The organism is Pseudomonas gingeri, assembly GCF_013385635.1.
Taxonomy (GTDB): domain Bacteria; phylum Pseudomonadota; class Gammaproteobacteria; order Pseudomonadales; family Pseudomonadaceae; genus Aquipseudomonas; species Aquipseudomonas gingeri_A.
In genome coordinates this window covers 1-17,074 of sequence record NZ_JACAPR010000032.1, presented here as the reverse complement: position 1 = coordinate 17,074, position 17,074 = coordinate 1, and the positions used below count along the sequence as shown (strand labels likewise).

Genomic DNA, 17,074 nt, shown 5'->3' with positions numbered 1-17,074 from the left:
CGTGGAGAGAACAATGGACCTGTCATTACGTAAACTCGCCCTCGCCGCCAGCGTCGTGCTGTTCGCCGGCCAAGCTTTCGCCGCCGAGCCCAAGCGCCCGGAATGCATCGCCCCGGCCTCCCCCGGCGGCGGCTTCGACCTGACCTGCAAGCTGGCGCAAAGCGCCCTGGTCAACGAGAAAGTCCTGAGCAAGCCGATGCGCGTGACCTACATGCCCGGCGGCGTCGGTGCCGTGGCCTACAACGCCGTGGTCGCCCAGCGCCCGGCCGACGGCGGCACCCTGGTGGCCTGGTCCAGCGGCTCACTGCTGAACCTGGCCCAGGGCAAGTTCGGCCGCTTCGATGAAAGCGCCGTGCGCTGGCTGGCCGCGGTCGGTACCAGCTATGGCGCCATCGCGGTGAAAAGCGACTCGCCGTACAAGACCCTCGATGACCTGGTCAAGGCCCTCAAGGCCGACCCGAGCAAAGTGGTGATCGGCTCCGGCGGCACCGTCGGCAGCCAGGACTGGATGCAGACCGCGCTGATCGCCAAGGCCGCCGGGATCAATCCGCGCGACCTGCGCTATGTGGCCCTCGAAGGCGGCGGCGAAATCGTCACCGCGCTGATGGGCGGGCATATCCAGGTCGGCAGCACCGACATCTCCGACTCCATGCCACATATCCAGAGCGGTGACATGCGCCTGCTCGCGGTGTTCGCCGAGAAGCGCCTGGACGAGCCGGAAATGAAGGACATCCCCACCGCTCGCGAGCAAGGCTACGACATTGTCTGGCCGGTCGTACGCGGTTTCTACCTCGGTCCAAAGGTCAGCGACGAAGACTACGCCTGGTGGAAAAACGCCTTCGACAAGCTCCTGGCTTCCGAAGAGTTCGCCAAGCTGCGCGACCAACGCGAGCTGTTCCCCTTCGCCATGACCGGCCCGGAGCTGGACACCTACGTGAAGAAGCAGGTCGCCGACTACAAAGTGCTGGCCAAGGAATTCGGCCTGATCCAGTGATCGCCCCCGTCTAGTGGTCGGTTCCCGCAAGGTGGGGACCGACCCAGGAGTTCACCATGCTCGTTCAACGACTCTTCGCCTCGGTGCTGCTGCTGGCCTGCGCCGGCCTGGCACTGATGGCCTGGCCCTACCAGGCCGCGTTTTCCTATGAACCGGTGGGCCCGCGTGCCTATCCGTTGCTGATGCTCGGCCTGATGGGCCTGGGCCTGCTGTACCTGATCTTTCGCCCCACGCCTATCGTCCACAGCGACGAAGAACCACCGCTGGACCGCGCCACCCTGAACAAGATCGCTCTCTGCATCGGCTTGCTGCTGATCTTCGCCGGAACCTTCGAACCATTGGGTTTCATCCTGTCCAGCATCCTGATCGGCGTGCCCATGGCGCGCCTGTACGGCGGGCGCTGGCTGCCCAGCGTGGTGATCATCAGCCTGATGAGCATCGGCCTGTACGTGCTGTTCGACCGTCTGATGGACGTGCCCCTGCCCCTGGGCCTGCTCGACATCCTGGAGAATTGATATGGATACCCTCAGCTACCTGGGCCAGGGCTTCGGCGTCGCCCTGACCCCCTACAACCTGATCACCGCCCTCAGCGGCACCCTGATCGGCACCATCGTCGGCCTGCTGCCGGGCCTCGGTCCGATCAACGGCGTGGCCCTGCTGATCCCCATCGCCTTCGCCCTCGGCCTGCCACCGGAATCGGCGCTGATCCTGCTGGCGGCGGTCTACCTGGGTTGCGAGTACGGCGGGCGCATCAGCTCGATCCTGCTCAATATCCCCGGTGAAGCCTCCACCGTGATGACCACCCTCGACGGCTACCCGATGGCCCGCCAGGGCCTGGCCGGTGTCGCCCTGTCGCTGTCGGCCTGGAGCTCGTTCATCGGCGCCTTTATCGCCACCTGCGGCATGGTGCTGTTCGCCCCGCTGCTGGCGAAATGGGCGATTGCCTTCGGTCCGGCGGAATACTTCGTGCTCATGGTCTTCGCCATTGTCTGCCTGGGCGGCATGGCCGGCGACCGCCCACTGAAGACTTTTATCGCAGCGCTGATCGGCCTGTTCCTGTCGAGCATCGGCATCGACGCCAACAGCGGCGTCTATCGCTTCACCGGTGACAACGTGCACCTGGCCGACGGCATCCAGTTCGTCGTGCTGGTGCTGGGCCTGTTCTCCATCAGCGAAATCCTCCTGTTGCTGGAGAAGACCCATCGCGGCCAGGAAGCGGTGAAAGCCACCGGGCGGATGATGTTCAACTTCAAGGAAGCCGCGTCGGTGTTCGTGGTGAACCTGCGTTGCGGCGTGCTCGGCTTTATCATGGGCGTGCTGCCGGGTGCCGGCGCGACACTCGCCAGCGCCGTGGCCTATATGACCGAGAAGAAAATCGCCGGTGCCAGCGGCACTTTCGGCCAGGGCGACAAGCGTGGCCTGGCCGCTCCGGAAACCGCTATCGGCGGCGCGGCCTGCGGTGCCCTGGTGCCGATGCTGACCCTCGGCGTGCCTGGCTCGGGTACCACGGCGGTGATGATCGGCGCCCTGTCGCTGTACAACATCACCCCCGGCCCGCTGTTGTTCCAACAGCAACCGGATATCGTCTGGGGCCTGATCGCCTCGCTGTTCATCGCCAACATCATGCTGGTGATCCTCAATATCCCGATGATCCGCATCTTCACCCGCATCCTCGCCGTGCCGAACTGGGCGCTGGTGCCGGTGATCGCCATCATCACCGCGATCGGTGTGTACGCGGTGCACGCCACCACCTTCGATCTGTTCCTGATGATCGGTATCGGCATCTTCGGCTACATCCTGCGCAAGCTGGATTTCCCGCTGTCGCCGATCCTGCTCGGTTTTATCCTCGGTGGCCTGATGGAATCGAACCTGCGCCGGGCGCTGTCGATCTCCAACGGCGCGCTGGAGATCCTCTGGTCAAGCCCGATCACCGCGAGCGTCTGGGGCCTGACCATCGTCATGTTGCTGATGCCGCTGCTGCGCATCTGGCGCAAGCGTGCCGCCCAGCGTCGTGCCCTGGCCAATGCGTGAGAAAAGCTTCAGGGACTGGTGGGGCACACCCCTGGTCGGCCTGGTCGGCGGTTACCTCGCCAGCCAGGTCGGCTGGCCGCTGCCGTGGATGGTCGGCTCGTTGCTGGCGATCATCCTGGTGCGCTGCCTGACTTCCTGGCAACTGGCGGAAATCCCCGGCGGGCGCAAGACCGGCCAGTGGGTGGTCGGCATCGGCATCGGCCTGCACTTCACCCCGGTGGTGATGGAGCAGGTCCTGGCGCATTTCGGCCTGATCTTTTTCGGCGCGCTGGTCACCAGCCTCTCCAGCGTGCTCGGTGTCTGGTTGCTGCGGCGTACCGGCGAGGACCGGCCCACGGCGTTCTTCTCCAGCATGCCGGGCGGCTCCGGCGAAATGGTCAACCTCGGCGCGCGCAACGGCGCGGTGCTCAGCCGGGTCGCGGCGGGGCAGAGCCTGCGGGTACTGGTGGTGGTGCTGTGTGTACCGGCCGCCTTCAAATACCTGCTCGGCGATGGCGTGCCGCTGGGCGGTGCGAGTGTCGTCGACTGGCGCTGGCTGGCCCTGCTGTTCCCCCTGGGCGCCCTGCTCGCCTGGCTCTGGCAGCGCTTGCGCCAGCCCAATCCGTGGCTGTTCGGGCCGTTGCTGGTGAGTGCGACGGTAAGCATCGCCTGGGACCTGCATATCGGCCTGCCCAACGGCGGCAGCCAGATCGGCCAGTGGCTGATCGGCAGCGGCCTGGGTTGTCATTTCAATCGTGAGTTCTTCCGTCGCGCGCCCTCGTTCATGGGCCGCACGCTGATCGGCACGGCTCTGACCATGCTGATCGCCAGCCTCGCGGCGTGGGCCCTGAGTGCGCTGACCCACCTCGACCTGCGCTCCCTGACCCTGGGCATGATGCCCGGCGGTATCGCGGAAATGAGCCTGACCGCCGAGACTCTGCAACTGTCGGTCCCCCTGGTGACGGCGATGCAGGTGATGCGGCTGTTGTTCGTGCTGTTTCTGGCCGAACCGTTGTTTCGCTGGTGGAACCGACAGGCGTGAGAAACAGCACTGTACCGATCGTTCCCACGCTCCGCGTGGGAATGCAGCCCGTGACGCTGTGGGAGCGGGCTTGCCCGCGAAGCTTTTGAAGCGGACGCGGAGCGTCCAGAGAGACATTCCTTTGCTGAGCGTGGGAACGATCATCAATGACAGTTCTGTCCTGGAAAAGCTGGAAAATCGACCGGCGGTTTCTCGCCGCCCTGCCCATGCACCGCTCGTCGCCACTGTCATTTCTGACAGCTAGTCAGCCCTCCTCTCCGGGCGTTGAATGGTCTTTACGACTCGCCATCCGGGCTTTCGGGTCGCCTTTTTCCGTTACTTGTCAGGATCCCGACCATGAACGACTACGTTGATCCCCTGCTCCCCAGCCACGATCCATCGCAAGACGACGCTCCATCGCAAGCACGCACCTTCGACCTGAGCCGGCCCGAACCCATCACCCCCGTGCCCTTCAACGAGCTCGATCTCTACATTCCCAATATGACCGCGCCCGTGGTCGGCTTCGACGGCGGCATCAACCGGGCGGCCCTCGATGCCCACCGCGACAAGGGCTTGCAATGCATCCTGCTGCCCTATCGTGGCATAGCCGAAAACGACTTTATCGAACTGTTCTGCCGCGACACCGTCACACCGGTTGCCTTTCATACCGTCAGCGATATCGAAGCCGCCAACAACGCGCAAATCTCGCTTTTCATTCCTCGCGCACGCTTGCCGGACGGGCCCGCCGATCCGGTGTTTTTCCATCTCACCCGCGTAAGCGGCAACGACGATGAAACCGATTCTTTCCGCCTCAAGGTCGATACCGTCGCCCCCGGCGGTCGCAACCCCGTTGCCAGCACCTACTACAACGAAAACCTGGCCATGCCGGGCTTTCCCCAGGACCTGATCGATTTTGGCGTCGGCGAGGGCGATATCGGCACACCGGTTCCCGTCCGTATCGACTTCTACCCGGCGGTCAGCAACCCGGCAACGGACATCAATCGCTCCGTGCGTGATCGCATCCGCCTGAGCATCGGTGGTTATATCGTCGAGCACAAGGTCACCGAGGGTGAAGCCGAAACCCAGGAGCCGATCACCCTCCAGATCAATACCGGTGACTGGGCAAAAATCGGCAGCGGCGAGCACGTTTGCGAGTACGAGGTGGTCGATGAGGTCGGCAACTATTCCGATGGCTGGTCGCCAGCGCAACTGCTGGAGGTACGCCTCGATGATCAGGCCGAGCCCCTGCTCTACGAACCTTATGTGGAAGAGTCCGACGAGCACAATGAGCTCGATGCCGATGCCCTCGATGGGGCTGACGCTACCGTGGTCGTGGCGGTTCATCGGGCGGATTTTGCTGTCGGCGATACTATCCGCCTGAGACTCAACGGCAGGACTTCGACGGGCTTGCCCGTGGTCCGCCACATCGATCATCCCGTCGCGGCCAATGAACTGGGGCGTACTGCGCGAATCCCCTGGGACAACGCCGATATCCGCTCCCTGATCAAGGGTCGGGTACAGATTTCCTATATACGGATTCGCCCGTCTGCCCCAGACCGCAATTCCCGCAGCGTGATCGTCTATGTCACCGGGACCCAGGCCGGCACCGGTCTGCCGCCGCCCACGGTCGAAGGAGCACCCGGCGATGTACTGCCGCCGGATATCGCTTTCCTGATCGTCAATATCAAGGAGTATCTGGGCCAGGATCCGTTCGACCGGATCACCCTGGTACTCGACGGCACCTTCGCCAATGGCCAGTCCTACTACGATGAGCTCTACGATATCGCCGGTGAGGGCGACATCGTCTTCCGTTTGCAGAATGGCCCCAATGGCGATATCGCCAGGCTCGAAGGCGGAACCTTGCGGCTGTACTACTGGGTGGAAAACGCGATGGGTAAAATCCCGTCCGAGGATCTGCTGCTCGATGTGGGCGAACCGCAGGCTTCGCTGCCACCGGTGGAGGTGAACGAAGCCCCGCCACCCGATCAGGTCTTCGACCCCGAGGTATCGCTCTTCGATGCCAGGGTGCTGGTCAAGGCGAACGTGGACATCATCGAAAATGACATCATCAACCTCCACGCCGAGGGCAGTGCACCCGGCGGCAGCGCACCGCCCTTCAGCTTTCCCGTGACGGCACCCTGGGTCGGCCGGGACCTGCCCTTCACCCTCAAACGCCAGTACATCCTGCCCAATCTGGATCGTTCGATGCGCTTGTACTACACCCTGGCCCGGGCCGGTGAACGGATTCGTTTTTCCCATCCCTTTATCATGAAGGTCGGCAGTGCATTGGACCTGCCCGTGCCTCATATCCTGGAAAGCACGATAACCGGGCCAGATAGCGCAACCATCAATCCGCTGCATGTCGATTCACCGCCGGTGGTCACGATTCGCGTTCAATACAGCCCGATGTATGCCAGCGACAACATCACCGTGCATTGGATCGGCAAGCCCGGTATCGGTACACCCGATATCGAACCCAAGCCTGGTCTTACCACGGGCCAGGTTGATTTCACGGCGCACAGCAGTGCGGTCGCGGCGGCCATTGGCGCAGGTTGCGAAGTGAGCTACAGCGTGGAGCGCGGCGGGGCCACTACGCCCTCAAGAACGCTTCATGTCAGTGTGGACTCGTTCAGTGACGGCGACCTGCCAAGACCCGAATTCTACGCGGACAATGTCCTGGTGACCGGCGCTACGCTTGATGTCACCAAGGCTATAAAAGTGCGCGCGCCCTCCTGGCCGTTGATCGCCGCGGGGCAGAAAGTCTGGTTGAGGCTGACAGGGCAGCCGAATAGCCACACCCTATGGGAGGCCACCACGGTTTCACCGACGTGGGTCAGCGACGGCCATGGGGAAATACCGGTACCGGCCAGCTACCTGAATGGGTTGGATCATGCCAGTTCACTATCGACGTCATTCAAGGTGACGTTTGACCACAGCAGCGTAGAGGCCAACGCCACGACTTTTCCGTCTCGTCTAGTAACTGTGCAAAACCTGCCTTCCGTGATAATCATTCCGCAAATCACCTCAATCAAGGATGCCAGCGGCAACGACATCGCCAACGGTACCAACGTGATAACGACGACCGTGACGCTCACGGGCAGAGCCAACGATGGGGGGCTGGTTGAGATTCGCGACGGCAACAACGTCATGCGTACGGTCACCGCTAACGCCAGCGGCGTCTGGACCACAACACCCGCACTGACGGTGACAACCAAGGACTACAGCATCACCGCGCGTGGCCTCTATGGCAACAATCCTGAGTCAGCCCCACCGCGTACCTTCAAGGTTATCAAAGTTTACTATGAAACATTCGAAACGGTGCCCTTGCAAAAAATCACGGCAGGGCAAAGCATCGATACCTCATTGATGGTGATTCTCTTGCGGCCTGGATCAACAGGGGAGTCCGAGATAGTTGATTACAGGGGCAACCAGGTTCCAGATATGCAATCTGGACATTCGATCGCCTTGAGCCGAGGAAACTCAGGAGTACAACGCTTGCGTCTGACGTTCAAGCGGGGATATGTGAGAGTCAGATTTGCCTTTACGTATCTCAATCTTCCTGCGAAGGTTTTTTTCTATAATTCAATTGGGGCACTATTGGCAGAGCGTGACTTCGCAGGAGGTGACGGGGGAACTCAAGTTCGCCACCACTGGGTTGACTACTCTGCGCCTTCGATTAATGGACCCGTTGCCTACATCGAAGTGACCAGCAACAATGATTATACCCTCCTGGACTTCTTTACCTTGTGGGGCTAATTGCACCGAAACCTACCTGAAAACCACACCAACAAAAAGAGGAAGCCAAGGCTTCCTCTTTTTGTTTACACGGAGCGCTTACCAGCTATAGCGAATCCCGACATTGGCCCCCCAGGGCTGGTCGATTTTCTCGCCTTTACTGAAGTCCAGGTCGGCATGCACTTGCCACTTTTCGTTCAACGACACCGCGACACCGGTACCCAGCTCCACCCGCGAACCCGAGAGGTCGTTGTGGAAGCTGTTGTCGTTGACCTGCACCTTGTTGTTCTTGGCGAACTCCTGCACGAACGCGGTGCGCAGGTAAGGCTGGGCCACACGACCGTCGCCGATATCGAAGTTGCGGCCGCCGGTCACGCCGACCTTGCCGAGCAACGACAGGGTGCGACCGGTTTCCGCCTTCAGGCCGTTGTCCAGCTTGTAGTCCTTGGCCCCCACGGCCATGGCCGAGAGCTGTACCGCCGGCTCGACGAAGTAGTCGTTATCCAGCTTGATGTGACGACCGAACTCACCGGAAACACCCACACCCATGTTCTTGTGGTTGCCCTTGGCCGTCTTGCCGTCGCTGAGCGCCACCGAAGACTTGTTGTGGAAGCTGTTGAGCTTGGCCACGCCGTCGAAGTAGTAACCGCTCTGCTCATCCAGCCAGGTGGCATAACCACCGATATAGGTGCTGTGCACGGTGCCGTTGGTACCACGCCCCAGGTTCAGGTCAGACTTGCTGTAGCCAGCCATCACACCGGCCAGCCATTGCCCGTCACCGACCGGCAGGCGCCCGTCGGCACCGAGGGCCAGGCCCTGCTGGTTCTGGTCGTAGGCAACGCCCTTGCCGGCATCGACCTTGTGCTTGTTGCCATAGGTGCGCATCCAGCCACCGCTCTGGCCGCCGTTGAAGCGCAGTTCACCCATGCGCGAACGCAGGGAAGTCAGCTCGCCGTACATCACGGTCGGCGCGACATTGGCCAGGGCCAGCACCGAACGGGTGCCGGGGCTGATGACTTTGGTGGACGGGTCCAGGTGCCAGTCCTTGCCATCGTCATCGGCGATCAGGCTGTAGGAGTAGGTCCCGACGTCCACGCGGTCGCCCAACAGGCTGAAGGTCGCGCCACCATCGGCGGTGCGCACGACATGCAAGCGGTCCTCGGACAGCGGATCGGCACCGCTGCTGCTGATCAACAGTTTGTGCTCGCCCTCGGAAGTACCGGTGACGTTGAGGAAATCCCCCTGCAGATGGGCGAAGTCAGCGGTCATGATAAAGGTGCCGTTGCCCGCGAGGTTTTCCACGTCCAGCTGGTAGAACGCACCCGGGTCACCGAACTTGACGTTACCACCGGCCATGTTCAGGTCACCGATGCTCTGGTGGTCGGTCATGACCCAGGTGGCGTCGCTGTTGAGCGCCAGGCTGTCGACGTTGTCCAGGCGGCCGGTGAGGATCGAACCGTTGTTCAGGGCCACGTGGGCGACACCGCCGGCGTCCTTGACCACATCGCCGGTCATGGCAGCGCCGTCCAGGCTCAGGTCCAGGGTGCTGGCGTTGCCGACCTGGATATTGCCGGTCAGGGCGCTGTTGCTGACGCGCATGTTGGCGTCAGCCCCACCGCTCAACTGCAGCATGTTGCCGTTGCCGCCCGTCAAGGTCGTGCCGTTGCGCACATCGATCTCGGCGGTGATCGCCTGGCTGACGGCAATCGCCGCACCGGCCTGTCCGACCACCTGCACACCGTCGAGAGTCATGGCGGCACCCTCATCGCTGGAGCGGACAACCCGAATCCCGTGATTTCCACCCGTGATGCTACCACCGTTGGCGGTAAGCTGGCCGCCGAACATGGTCACGCCACTGCTTGTCGCGTTGGTGCCCACGACATCCGTCGCGTTCAGGATCAAATGGCTGAGGGTACTGACAGTGGCCCCCGCCAGGGCCCCGGTGATCACCGACCGATTGACCTCGGCGACGGAACCGTTGCCGTGGGAGCCGACCACCAGCCCGTTACCACCCTCGCTGGTAATCCTGACGTCATTGAGTACGGCGCTGGAGTCAAACAGGGAAATGCCATGGACGTTCGCTCCGCTGACCGCCACCGCACCACCGTTGAAATTCACCGTGGAGCCGTCCCGTGCGTCAATCTCACGGGTCGTAGCACCATTGACGGTCAAGGTCGCCGCGCGGGTCAGTTCATAGCGATCGGGCAGAGTACCTTCCTCAATGATTTCACTACCGCCAATAATAGGCCGGGCGAGCGCTTCGAGGCTCACCAGCGACAAAGGCATGAACGCAAAAAGGCCGGTGGCCTTGATCAAACGCGAATAATTGAAAAGTTTAATATTGAAACAGGACATTTAAAATTAACCTCCAAGTGCTTTACTGGCTATAAAAGCCAATACAGTCCACCGATAACGGGCTTGGCTTTCAGAGGTGCATAAAGTACAGAGAGGTTCCGAATTAAAATGTAGGATTTTTCTCATTGCAGCGAAGGAATAATTGTACTTTTAAGTTTATTTCATAAAAAAACAGAGGCCTCCTACGGCCTCTGTTTAATGGAGATTTTTCGATTGACAATCTCTTCCCTCAAGCCGAACAGACTGAACTATCACCGTTGAGGCGACTCAAGATGGCCCTCCTTTCGCCGGAACGGCCGCCATTGAGTTCGTCAGCCGATTCCAGTCGGTAGAAAATGACCGCCCTGCCGACAATGACTGTCGAGATATAAGGATCATAAGGAACCAGGTAGGCTTCACCCGGGTGTCCCGGAATATCATGATTGGCTGTGACAATCGGCAGCGGTATATCTTCCCCTCGGGAAGCTTCCACCGGGGCACCGTTACTGACCGGTTCCCATACAACCCAGTTCAAGAACAACTTGTCACCAGCCCTTATGTTTTTCGGATCAAGGATATTGATCCGAACACCGAGTTCGGGCTTGTCGTCACAATTGAGGACGGAAACGATCGCATTCTGTGCATTGCGAAATGTCGGTAACGCCAGATCCACGAGTTCGAAAATACTGACCCTGACTTCCTGTGGATTTGATTGCGCACGGTTGGCGTTGCTGGAACTGCTGAACTCGTAGTAGACCGGAATCAAGCCGTTTTTTTCCAGTTCGATCAGATCCCAGGGCACATCGAAGGTGAAAGTCCCGCCGGCGACCTCCGCAGGAGTCACCTCATGTGGCGTTGCGAAAACCTCATGAGTGCCCCAATACACCTGGACAAAGTGTCCGGCCAGCACATCCGAGGGAACGGGAAAATGTACAAGGGCATCTACGTCCCTGTCCGATGGACCCAACTTGTTGAGTTCGCCGGTGACCGTGGACTCGATGACGGGAATAGGAAGATCGGGGTTGACCGGCCCCGGTGTCTCGTCATCGCCGCCGGGCACGAACAGATCAACATCCACATCGAGGGTTGGACTCCAATCCGTCATATAGTCACCGCGATGCACCCTGTATCGTAATACAGCAGTGTATGGCGCCAGCAGACCACCCGACGTCAGCGCCGCCCATGTCAGGTCCACATAATAAATCGGACTGAGCCGGGGAATATCATGGAAAAAGACATAACCACCAAAGTCTATCTCGAGCCGGTCCCCAGGATAGGCCTTGTCATAGGCAATCTCGATTTGCGGCGGGACGTTGGCGTCATCCCGATCAATGGGAGCCAAAGGCACAACAGGAGCCCGCAGATTTTCCGGCCGCGGATGCAATAAGACCAGAAGCTCCGTAACGTGTGTAGTTTTCTGGCTGACATTGCCCGCCCGATCCTCCAGCGTATAGGTGATCAACTTGTTACCTTCCCCGGCGTCAATGATCACGTCGGCAGGGATGGCAATCTGAACGTTACCCGTAGCGCTGGTCAGCTCCATGGTGGCAATAGGAACAGTATCGAAGAAACTCCAATAGACCTTGACGATATCGTAAGGTTTGCGATCCGCCCATGGGGGAATGGTAAGAACCACCTCATCGTCATTGGCGGCCAGTGTTTCCGGGGTGATCGTGCCCTCGGTGATCCAGCCGGGAAGCTCCACCGGATCAGCCGGACTGCCTCCCGTGGGGTTGACGCGGTCAATCGTGAACGTCAAGTCGCGGGAAATATCTTTCTGTGCATCCCATCTTTCGACTTCATAACGGAATATATTCGTGCCGTTATTACCAAACCTATCCTCAGTATAAGTACGCTCTATCGGAAACAGGGGGTCAACGGGTCCATTCAAAATAAATTCATCGAATATGACGCCATTGAGAAATATCGTCACTGAGTCGAAAAATTCTCCGGGAAAATCACCGTCCGGTGCGGCGTTGTCCCAACCAGGTAGACTGATGCTTACTCCGTTTGCCAATAGTTCATCCTTATGTATAAGATTCGGCTGACCGTCATCCCTGTTCGGAAGTGCATTGTGAATATCAGGCGCGTCGATGATCGCCTGGGGACCACTTTTGGGCGCGCGCGCATTGGCCGCACTCCGAACTTCAGCACGTTGCAGTTCGGCCTCCAGATTTTTTTGGGGTGTCCGCATGTCGATGACTCCAGGGCAGTGGGGAGGTGATCAGGCGCTAGCCGCGCCGAACACCTGCCGGTAAGGGATCGAACCCGCTACCACTCGCTGGTACTGAAAATCCGTCGGTGATACGACAGTGGGGGAAGCTCATTAAAAAGCGCTTTGGCAGAAATTACATCCTGTCAACTTTGACAGGTGCGCAAAACCGAAAAATATGCATCGCCGGAAACTGCGCTAAAACAGCCATCCGGTGCTGAGTCCGAGAATAATAAACAGGTCCTTCATTGCAAAAAAACCTAGCCGGTGATTATCACTTTCAGTAATAAAAACCCACCATTCTCTTCTTAATGGCTATGCACCGGGACTGGGTTCCATGCTGTTCAAAAATAAAAACGGCAGGGCATCCAGCCCTCCCGTTTTGAGCAGTGGCATCTATCGCGATGCCATTCAACCGACAGCATCGTCGCCCAGGCAGGGAGGCGAGCCGGATCGGGTGAGATCGATACGGATCCATGAGTCTTCCGATCCGCCAAAACCACCGTCGGCCTTGTTCAGGTCATAGTAGGTGTCCGCCGAGCCAAAGGATGGAGTCAACCCTGGCAAGGTGATGTAAGGGCTGAATGGGATAATGAAGGTATAACCGTTCGCCGCTTCATTGTCCGCCAGAACATGTCGGAAAGACTTCACCGTCTCGGGAAAAGGCTCTCCAGTGGTGTTCGGAGTTGGGTAGCTTTTCCAGTGCAGGACAATCTCGTCCCCTGTCGCCAGGCGGCTCGAATCCCCGGGGATCTCTACATGGACGCCCAACCAGGGGGGCGGCAAGGTATTGCAGTTGATGAAGCGATCGTTGCCATGGGTGAACAGCGGTGGCTTCAGCCCCGTGATCCGATCGATAGCCACACGCACCGACGTAGGCCCGGAACGCTGGCGATTCACGCCATTGTCGGTCCAGTAGTAGACGGGCAGCGCCAAGTGACTGCCGTTGGCTTCGACAAACTCCCAGGGCACGAAAAAGACAGCCTCCGTGTCACCCGCGCGAACGGTATAAAAAGATGCCAGCTTGCTGTCATCGCCCCACATCAACTCCAACCGCTCGCCCGGTTGCGCACTCGCGTAAAGCGGGACCACCACCCGTATGGTGGTGTCGCGGTCGGCCAGGGTGATGACGTTATCAGCGGTAATGCCCTTGACGGTTACCAGGGGCAGCAGGCGATTGATCGGGTCCGGGCCTTCGGGGTCGGGACCGGCGACAGTCAGGTCGACGTCAAAAAAATTGTTTGGGGAAGGGACGAATGGTACGCCCCGATAAAGGCGATAAAACACCACGGCGGGCACCCGCGCATCAAAACCACCGGAAGAAACGATATCCCAGGAAATGGGTCGGGAAACCGGCCATACCGGGATCGGCCCCTCCACAGTGAAAGAGGCCAGCTCATGGATGTTCCAGTAGATACGTACGATATCGCCGATTTCGGCATCGACGATTTCCTGAATAACCACCACCGTGGGCGCGCGGGCATCGGCAAGATCGATCAGCCCGTCACTATCGGCAAGCGGCACTTCGGGTCGCGGCAAACGGATGGGCAGCGCAACCAGCGACACGTTGATTTCCGAAGGCGGATCACAAAAGGGCCCGATATTGCCGGCTCGGTCCGCGAGACGGTAGGAGGCATAGCGGATGCCTGAACCGTGGGTGCGAATGTCCGACTCGGAAAAGGTGATCTCGATCGGCGCGCCCATCGCCTGCGCCTGCGTGATCGGCAGAACACCCACACGCCCCAGGTGTGCCGTTGGCGACCAGTAGTAGTAGACCTCATCTTCCACACTGACGTCCGACCAACGGGGCACCAGGGCTGTCGCGCCCTGATGGGTGTTCAGATAGGCCTCGGTAATACCATACAGGCTCACTTCGTCATCGAAAATCAGCTCACCGCCGGGGTTACCCTGGTTAGGTTGTGTCTGATCGTAGTTGATGGCCGCGACGAAAGAGGGATTGGTGCCGATGAAGTTGCCAACGACCCGATAAGATACCCGGTGCACACCTGGCCCCAGCAGCTCAGGAGGTATATCCACCTCAATGGGGAATACATCGTCGAGCTCGTAGGCCCCGATGATGGAGAGCGTCAACTCTGGAATATCTTGATTATCCAGAATGAAATAGACCCATGTTTCCTGTTCCTCCTCCTCGTGTGCGGTGTATGGCCATGGGTGTTCAATGACGACCCGCAAGGGCAATGGGTGAAAATATATCGGCAATGTGAAACTGGTTTCACCCCATACACGCTCCAGCACGTCAGGAAAGGCCGGGGCGTCCAATGTACGGGGCGACTCGATCTCCTCGGCAGGTCGAGACCGTCCATCGGTAGGCGCCCCCACGGAGGCAACCCTCACGGGTTTGGATTCGGACATTTGCATTCTCCTTGGGAAATGATCAACGAAGCGGCCGTTGACCACCGGGTTGGCACATGACCAACCGACAAGGCCGTGGAGAACATTTAATGCGCAAAGGCCCGGGGCGGATACTGTCAGAAATGACAGGTCGCGGGGCCTTACGTCTGAAAAGTGCAGGCACCGGGGGTGGCTGATCGGGGGACTTCCTGGGAGTTTTCTGGAGGCCTCGAGGGCCTCTTCGCTGACAAGCCAGCTCCTACACAAGGGTGGTTGCGGCGGGGCTTACAGCGGCGGCAGGGTCCACTCGATCGGCGCCAGGCCGTTCTGCTCGAGGAACTTGTTGGTCCGGCTGAAATGCCCGCAACCGATAAAGCCGCGATAGGCCGAAAGGGGCGACGGATGCACCGACTTGAGCACCAGGTGCTTGGTGGCGTCGATCAGTTTCTGCTTGCCCTGGGCATGGGCGCCCCACAACAGGAACACCAGTTTGTCCTGGCGCTCGCTGACCACTTCGATGATGCGGTCGGTGAAGAACTGCCAGCCCCGGTTGGCATGGGAAGCGGCATTGCCCCGCTCCACGGTCATGGTGGTGTTGAGCAACAGCACGCCCTGCTCGGCCCAGCTTTGCAGGTAGCCGTGGTTGGGAACGTCGATGTTCAGGTCGCGCTGCAATTCCTTGTAGATATTGACCAGCGACGGCGGCGCCGGCACGCCCGGTTGCACCGAGAAGCACAGGCCGTGGGCCTGGCCCGGGCCGTGGTACGGGTCCTGGCCGAGGATCACCACTTTCACCTGGTCCAGCGGGGTGCTGTTCAATGCATTGAAGATCAGCGGGCCCGGCGGGTAGATCTGCTTGCCGGCGGCATGTTCCTGGCGCAGGAACTCGCGCAACTCGGCCATGTAGGGCTTGTCGAACTCGTCACGCAGGGCGTGTTTCCAGCTCGGTTCGAGTTTGATGCGGTCGTCGTCGGTCATGAGATCCTGTCCTGAATGAGCAATGGGGCGGACACTAGGAAAGCCGACCACGCTTGTCAATTGATCCGACGCATTACCGGCAGTTTCCCACACAGGGATCATACTGAGCATTCAATCCGCAGTTTGAGGTCGCGATGAATCTGCACTTCGAAGAACTCATCGGCACGGATGGCGCACGAATCGGCGTCGCCAGCCTGGATGCCGAACACACGCTCAACGCCCTTTCGCTGCCGATGATCACGGCCCTTCATGAGCGGCTCGAGGCCTGGGCCAAGGATCCACAGATCGCTTGCGTACTGTTGCGCGGCAACGGGGCCAAGGCCTTTTGCGCCGGCGGCGAGGTGCGTAGCCTGGCCCAGGAATGCCGCGCCCGACCGGGTGAGGTTCCGCCGCTGGCGGCAGCATTTTTCGCCGCGGAATACCGCCTTGATTACCACCTGCACACCTATCCCAAACCGCTGATCTGCTGGGGCCACGGCTATGTGCTGGGCGGTGGCCTGGGCTTGCTGCAGGCCGCCAGCATCCGCATCGTCACGCCCGGCAGCCAGTTGGCGATGCCGGAAATCGGCATCGGCCTGTACCCGGATGTCGGCGGCAGTTGGTTCCTCTCGCGCCTGCCCGGCAAGCTGGGGTTGTTCCTCGGCTTGACCGGCGCGCGGATGAATGCCCGCGATGCGCTTGACCTCGGCCTGGCCGACCGGATGTTGCGCGACGACCAGCAGGACGAATTGATCGATGGCCTGCTGCGGCTCAACTGGCAGGAACAGACGGCGGTGCAACTCAACAGCCTGCTCAAGGCGCTGGAGCACCAGGCACGCGAGCAGCGTCCGCCGGCGCAGTGGCTGCCACGCCGGGAAACCATCGACGCGCTGCTGGACGTCGGTGACGTGGCCTGTGCCTGGAGGATGCTGGCCCAGCGCACCGAGGACCCCGACGACCTCCTGGCCCGGGCGGCGAAGAACCTCAAGGACGGTTGTCCGCTGACGGCTCACCTGGTGTGGGAGCAGATCAGCCGGGCGCGGCACCTGTCGCTGGCCCAAGTGTTCCAGATGGAATATGCCTTGAGCCTGAACTGCTGCCGTCACCCGGAATTCAGCGAAGGGGTGCGGGCCCGCCTGATCGACAAGGACCAGCAACCGCGCTGGCATTGGCCGGATGTCACGGCGGTGCCGCGGGCGGTGGTCGAGGCGCACTTCCACAAGGCCTGGGAAGGCCGGCACCCGCTGGCGGACCTGTCCAATTACTGAAGCACACGGATCCGGGTCTTCGATCAGCCTTACCGGCCTCTTCGTGGGCAAGCCCACTCCCACAGGGTTTGCGTCGGACACAGTGCTGCGCTACGGCACGAACCCTGTGGGAGCTGGCTTGCCAGCGAAGGCGGCTGTAAGGGCGATGCAAGCTTCACGGGCCTCTTCGTGGGCAAGCTGAACTGGTCAAG

10 protein-coding genes are annotated in these 17,074 nt (G+C 60.4%); 6 read left to right on the top strand and 4 right to left on the bottom strand.

All coding sequences use genetic code 11. From position 1 onward, the window contains the following. Positions 1-13: 13 nt before the first annotated feature. The 5 genes from HX851_RS30710 (at position 14) to HX851_RS30690 (ending at position 7,781) form a co-directional block, all read left to right on the top strand. Complete coding sequence (locus tag HX851_RS30710; protein ID WP_017127577.1) at positions 14-994, top strand: Bug family tripartite tricarboxylate transporter substrate binding protein; 981 nt, start codon at positions 14-16, stop codon at positions 992-994. 56 nt (positions 995-1,050) lie between these two features. After that, positions 1,051-1,509 carry a tripartite tricarboxylate transporter TctB family protein gene (locus HX851_RS30705; protein ID WP_017127576.1) on the top strand — a complete coding sequence of 153 codons (459 nt, stop codon included), beginning with the start codon at positions 1,051-1,053 and terminating at the stop codon, positions 1,507-1,509. Position 1,510: 1 nt separating this feature from the next. After that, positions 1,511-3,025, top strand: coding sequence for a tripartite tricarboxylate transporter permease (locus HX851_RS30700; RefSeq protein WP_017127575.1), 1,515 nt, complete (start codon positions 1,511-1,513; stop codon positions 3,023-3,025). After that, positions 3,018-4,046 carry an AbrB family transcriptional regulator gene (locus tag HX851_RS30695; protein ID WP_017127574.1) on the top strand — a complete coding sequence of 343 codons (1,029 nt, stop codon included), beginning with the start codon at positions 3,018-3,020 and terminating at the stop codon, positions 4,044-4,046. The genes HX851_RS30700 and HX851_RS30695 overlap by 8 nt, the downstream gene beginning before the upstream one ends. 336 nt (positions 4,047-4,382) lie before the next feature. Beyond that, a complete protein-coding gene (locus tag HX851_RS30690) occupies positions 4,383-7,781 on the top strand; it encodes a hypothetical protein (protein ID WP_177066453.1) in 3,399 nt (1,132 codons plus the stop codon). Between the two features lie 78 nt (positions 7,782-7,859). Here HX851_RS30690 and HX851_RS30685 read toward each other — a convergent pair whose 3' ends face one another. The 4 genes from HX851_RS30685 to ung all read right to left on the bottom strand — a co-directional run bounded on the left by HX851_RS30685 (position 7,860) and on the right by ung (position 15,636). Further along, the gene (locus tag HX851_RS30685) at positions 7,860-10,046 is read right to left on the bottom strand and encodes an autotransporter outer membrane beta-barrel domain-containing protein (RefSeq protein ID WP_177066451.1); all 2,187 of its coding nucleotides are present in this window, start codon (positions 10,044-10,046) and stop codon (positions 7,860-7,862) included. A 298-nt stretch (positions 10,047-10,344) separates the two neighbouring features. Beyond that, positions 10,345-12,288 carry a hypothetical protein gene (locus HX851_RS30680; protein ID WP_177066449.1) on the bottom strand — a complete coding sequence of 648 codons (1,944 nt, stop codon included), beginning with the start codon at positions 12,286-12,288 and terminating at the stop codon, positions 10,345-10,347. A gap of 429 nt (positions 12,289-12,717) precedes the next feature. Continuing rightward, positions 12,718-14,679, bottom strand: a complete 1,962-nt coding sequence (locus tag HX851_RS30675; RefSeq protein ID WP_177066447.1) for a hypothetical protein — start codon at positions 14,677-14,679, stop codon at positions 12,718-12,720. A gap of 264 nt (positions 14,680-14,943) precedes the next feature. Continuing rightward, positions 14,944-15,636, bottom strand: coding sequence for a uracil-DNA glycosylase (gene ung / locus HX851_RS30670; RefSeq protein ID WP_017125966.1), 693 nt, complete (start codon positions 15,634-15,636; stop codon positions 14,944-14,946). A 134-nt stretch (positions 15,637-15,770) separates the two neighbouring features. Between ung and dspII the strand changes: the two genes are divergently transcribed. Then, complete coding sequence (dspII, locus tag HX851_RS30665) at positions 15,771-16,883, top strand: enoyl-CoA hydratase/isomerase DspII (RefSeq protein WP_177066445.1); 1,113 nt, start codon at positions 15,771-15,773, stop codon at positions 16,881-16,883. The last annotated feature ends 191 nt before the right edge of the window (positions 16,884-17,074 follow it).

Bases quoted from the DNA above. Each gene is read 5' to 3' on its own strand.
- HX851_RS30710 (WP_017127577.1), top strand. From the start codon at position 14: ATGGACCTGTCATTACGTAAACTCGCCCTCGCCGCCAGCGTCGTGCTG.
- HX851_RS30685 (WP_177066451.1), bottom strand. From the start codon at position 10,046: ATGCCTTTGTCGCTGGTGAGCCTCGAAGCGCTCGCCCGGCCTATTATT.
- HX851_RS30695 (WP_017127574.1), top strand. From the start codon at position 3,018: ATGCGTGAGAAAAGCTTCAGGGACTGGTGGGGCACACCCCTGGTCGGC.
- HX851_RS30680 (WP_177066449.1), bottom strand. From the start codon at position 12,288: ATGCGGACACCCCAAAAAAATCTGGAGGCCGAACTGCAACGTGCTGAA.
- HX851_RS30675 (WP_177066447.1), bottom strand. From the start codon at position 14,679: ATGTCCGAATCCAAACCCGTGAGGGTTGCCTCCGTGGGGGCGCCTACC.
- dspII (WP_177066445.1), top strand. From the start codon at position 15,771: ATGAATCTGCACTTCGAAGAACTCATCGGCACGGATGGCGCACGAATC.
- HX851_RS30705 (WP_017127576.1), top strand. From the start codon at position 1,051: ATGCTCGTTCAACGACTCTTCGCCTCGGTGCTGCTGCTGGCCTGCGCC.
- HX851_RS30700 (WP_017127575.1), top strand. From the start codon at position 1,511: ATGGATACCCTCAGCTACCTGGGCCAGGGCTTCGGCGTCGCCCTGACC.
- HX851_RS30690 (WP_177066453.1), top strand. From the start codon at position 4,383: ATGAACGACTACGTTGATCCCCTGCTCCCCAGCCACGATCCATCGCAA.
- ung (WP_017125966.1), bottom strand. From the start codon at position 15,636: ATGACCGACGACGACCGCATCAAACTCGAACCGAGCTGGAAACACGCC.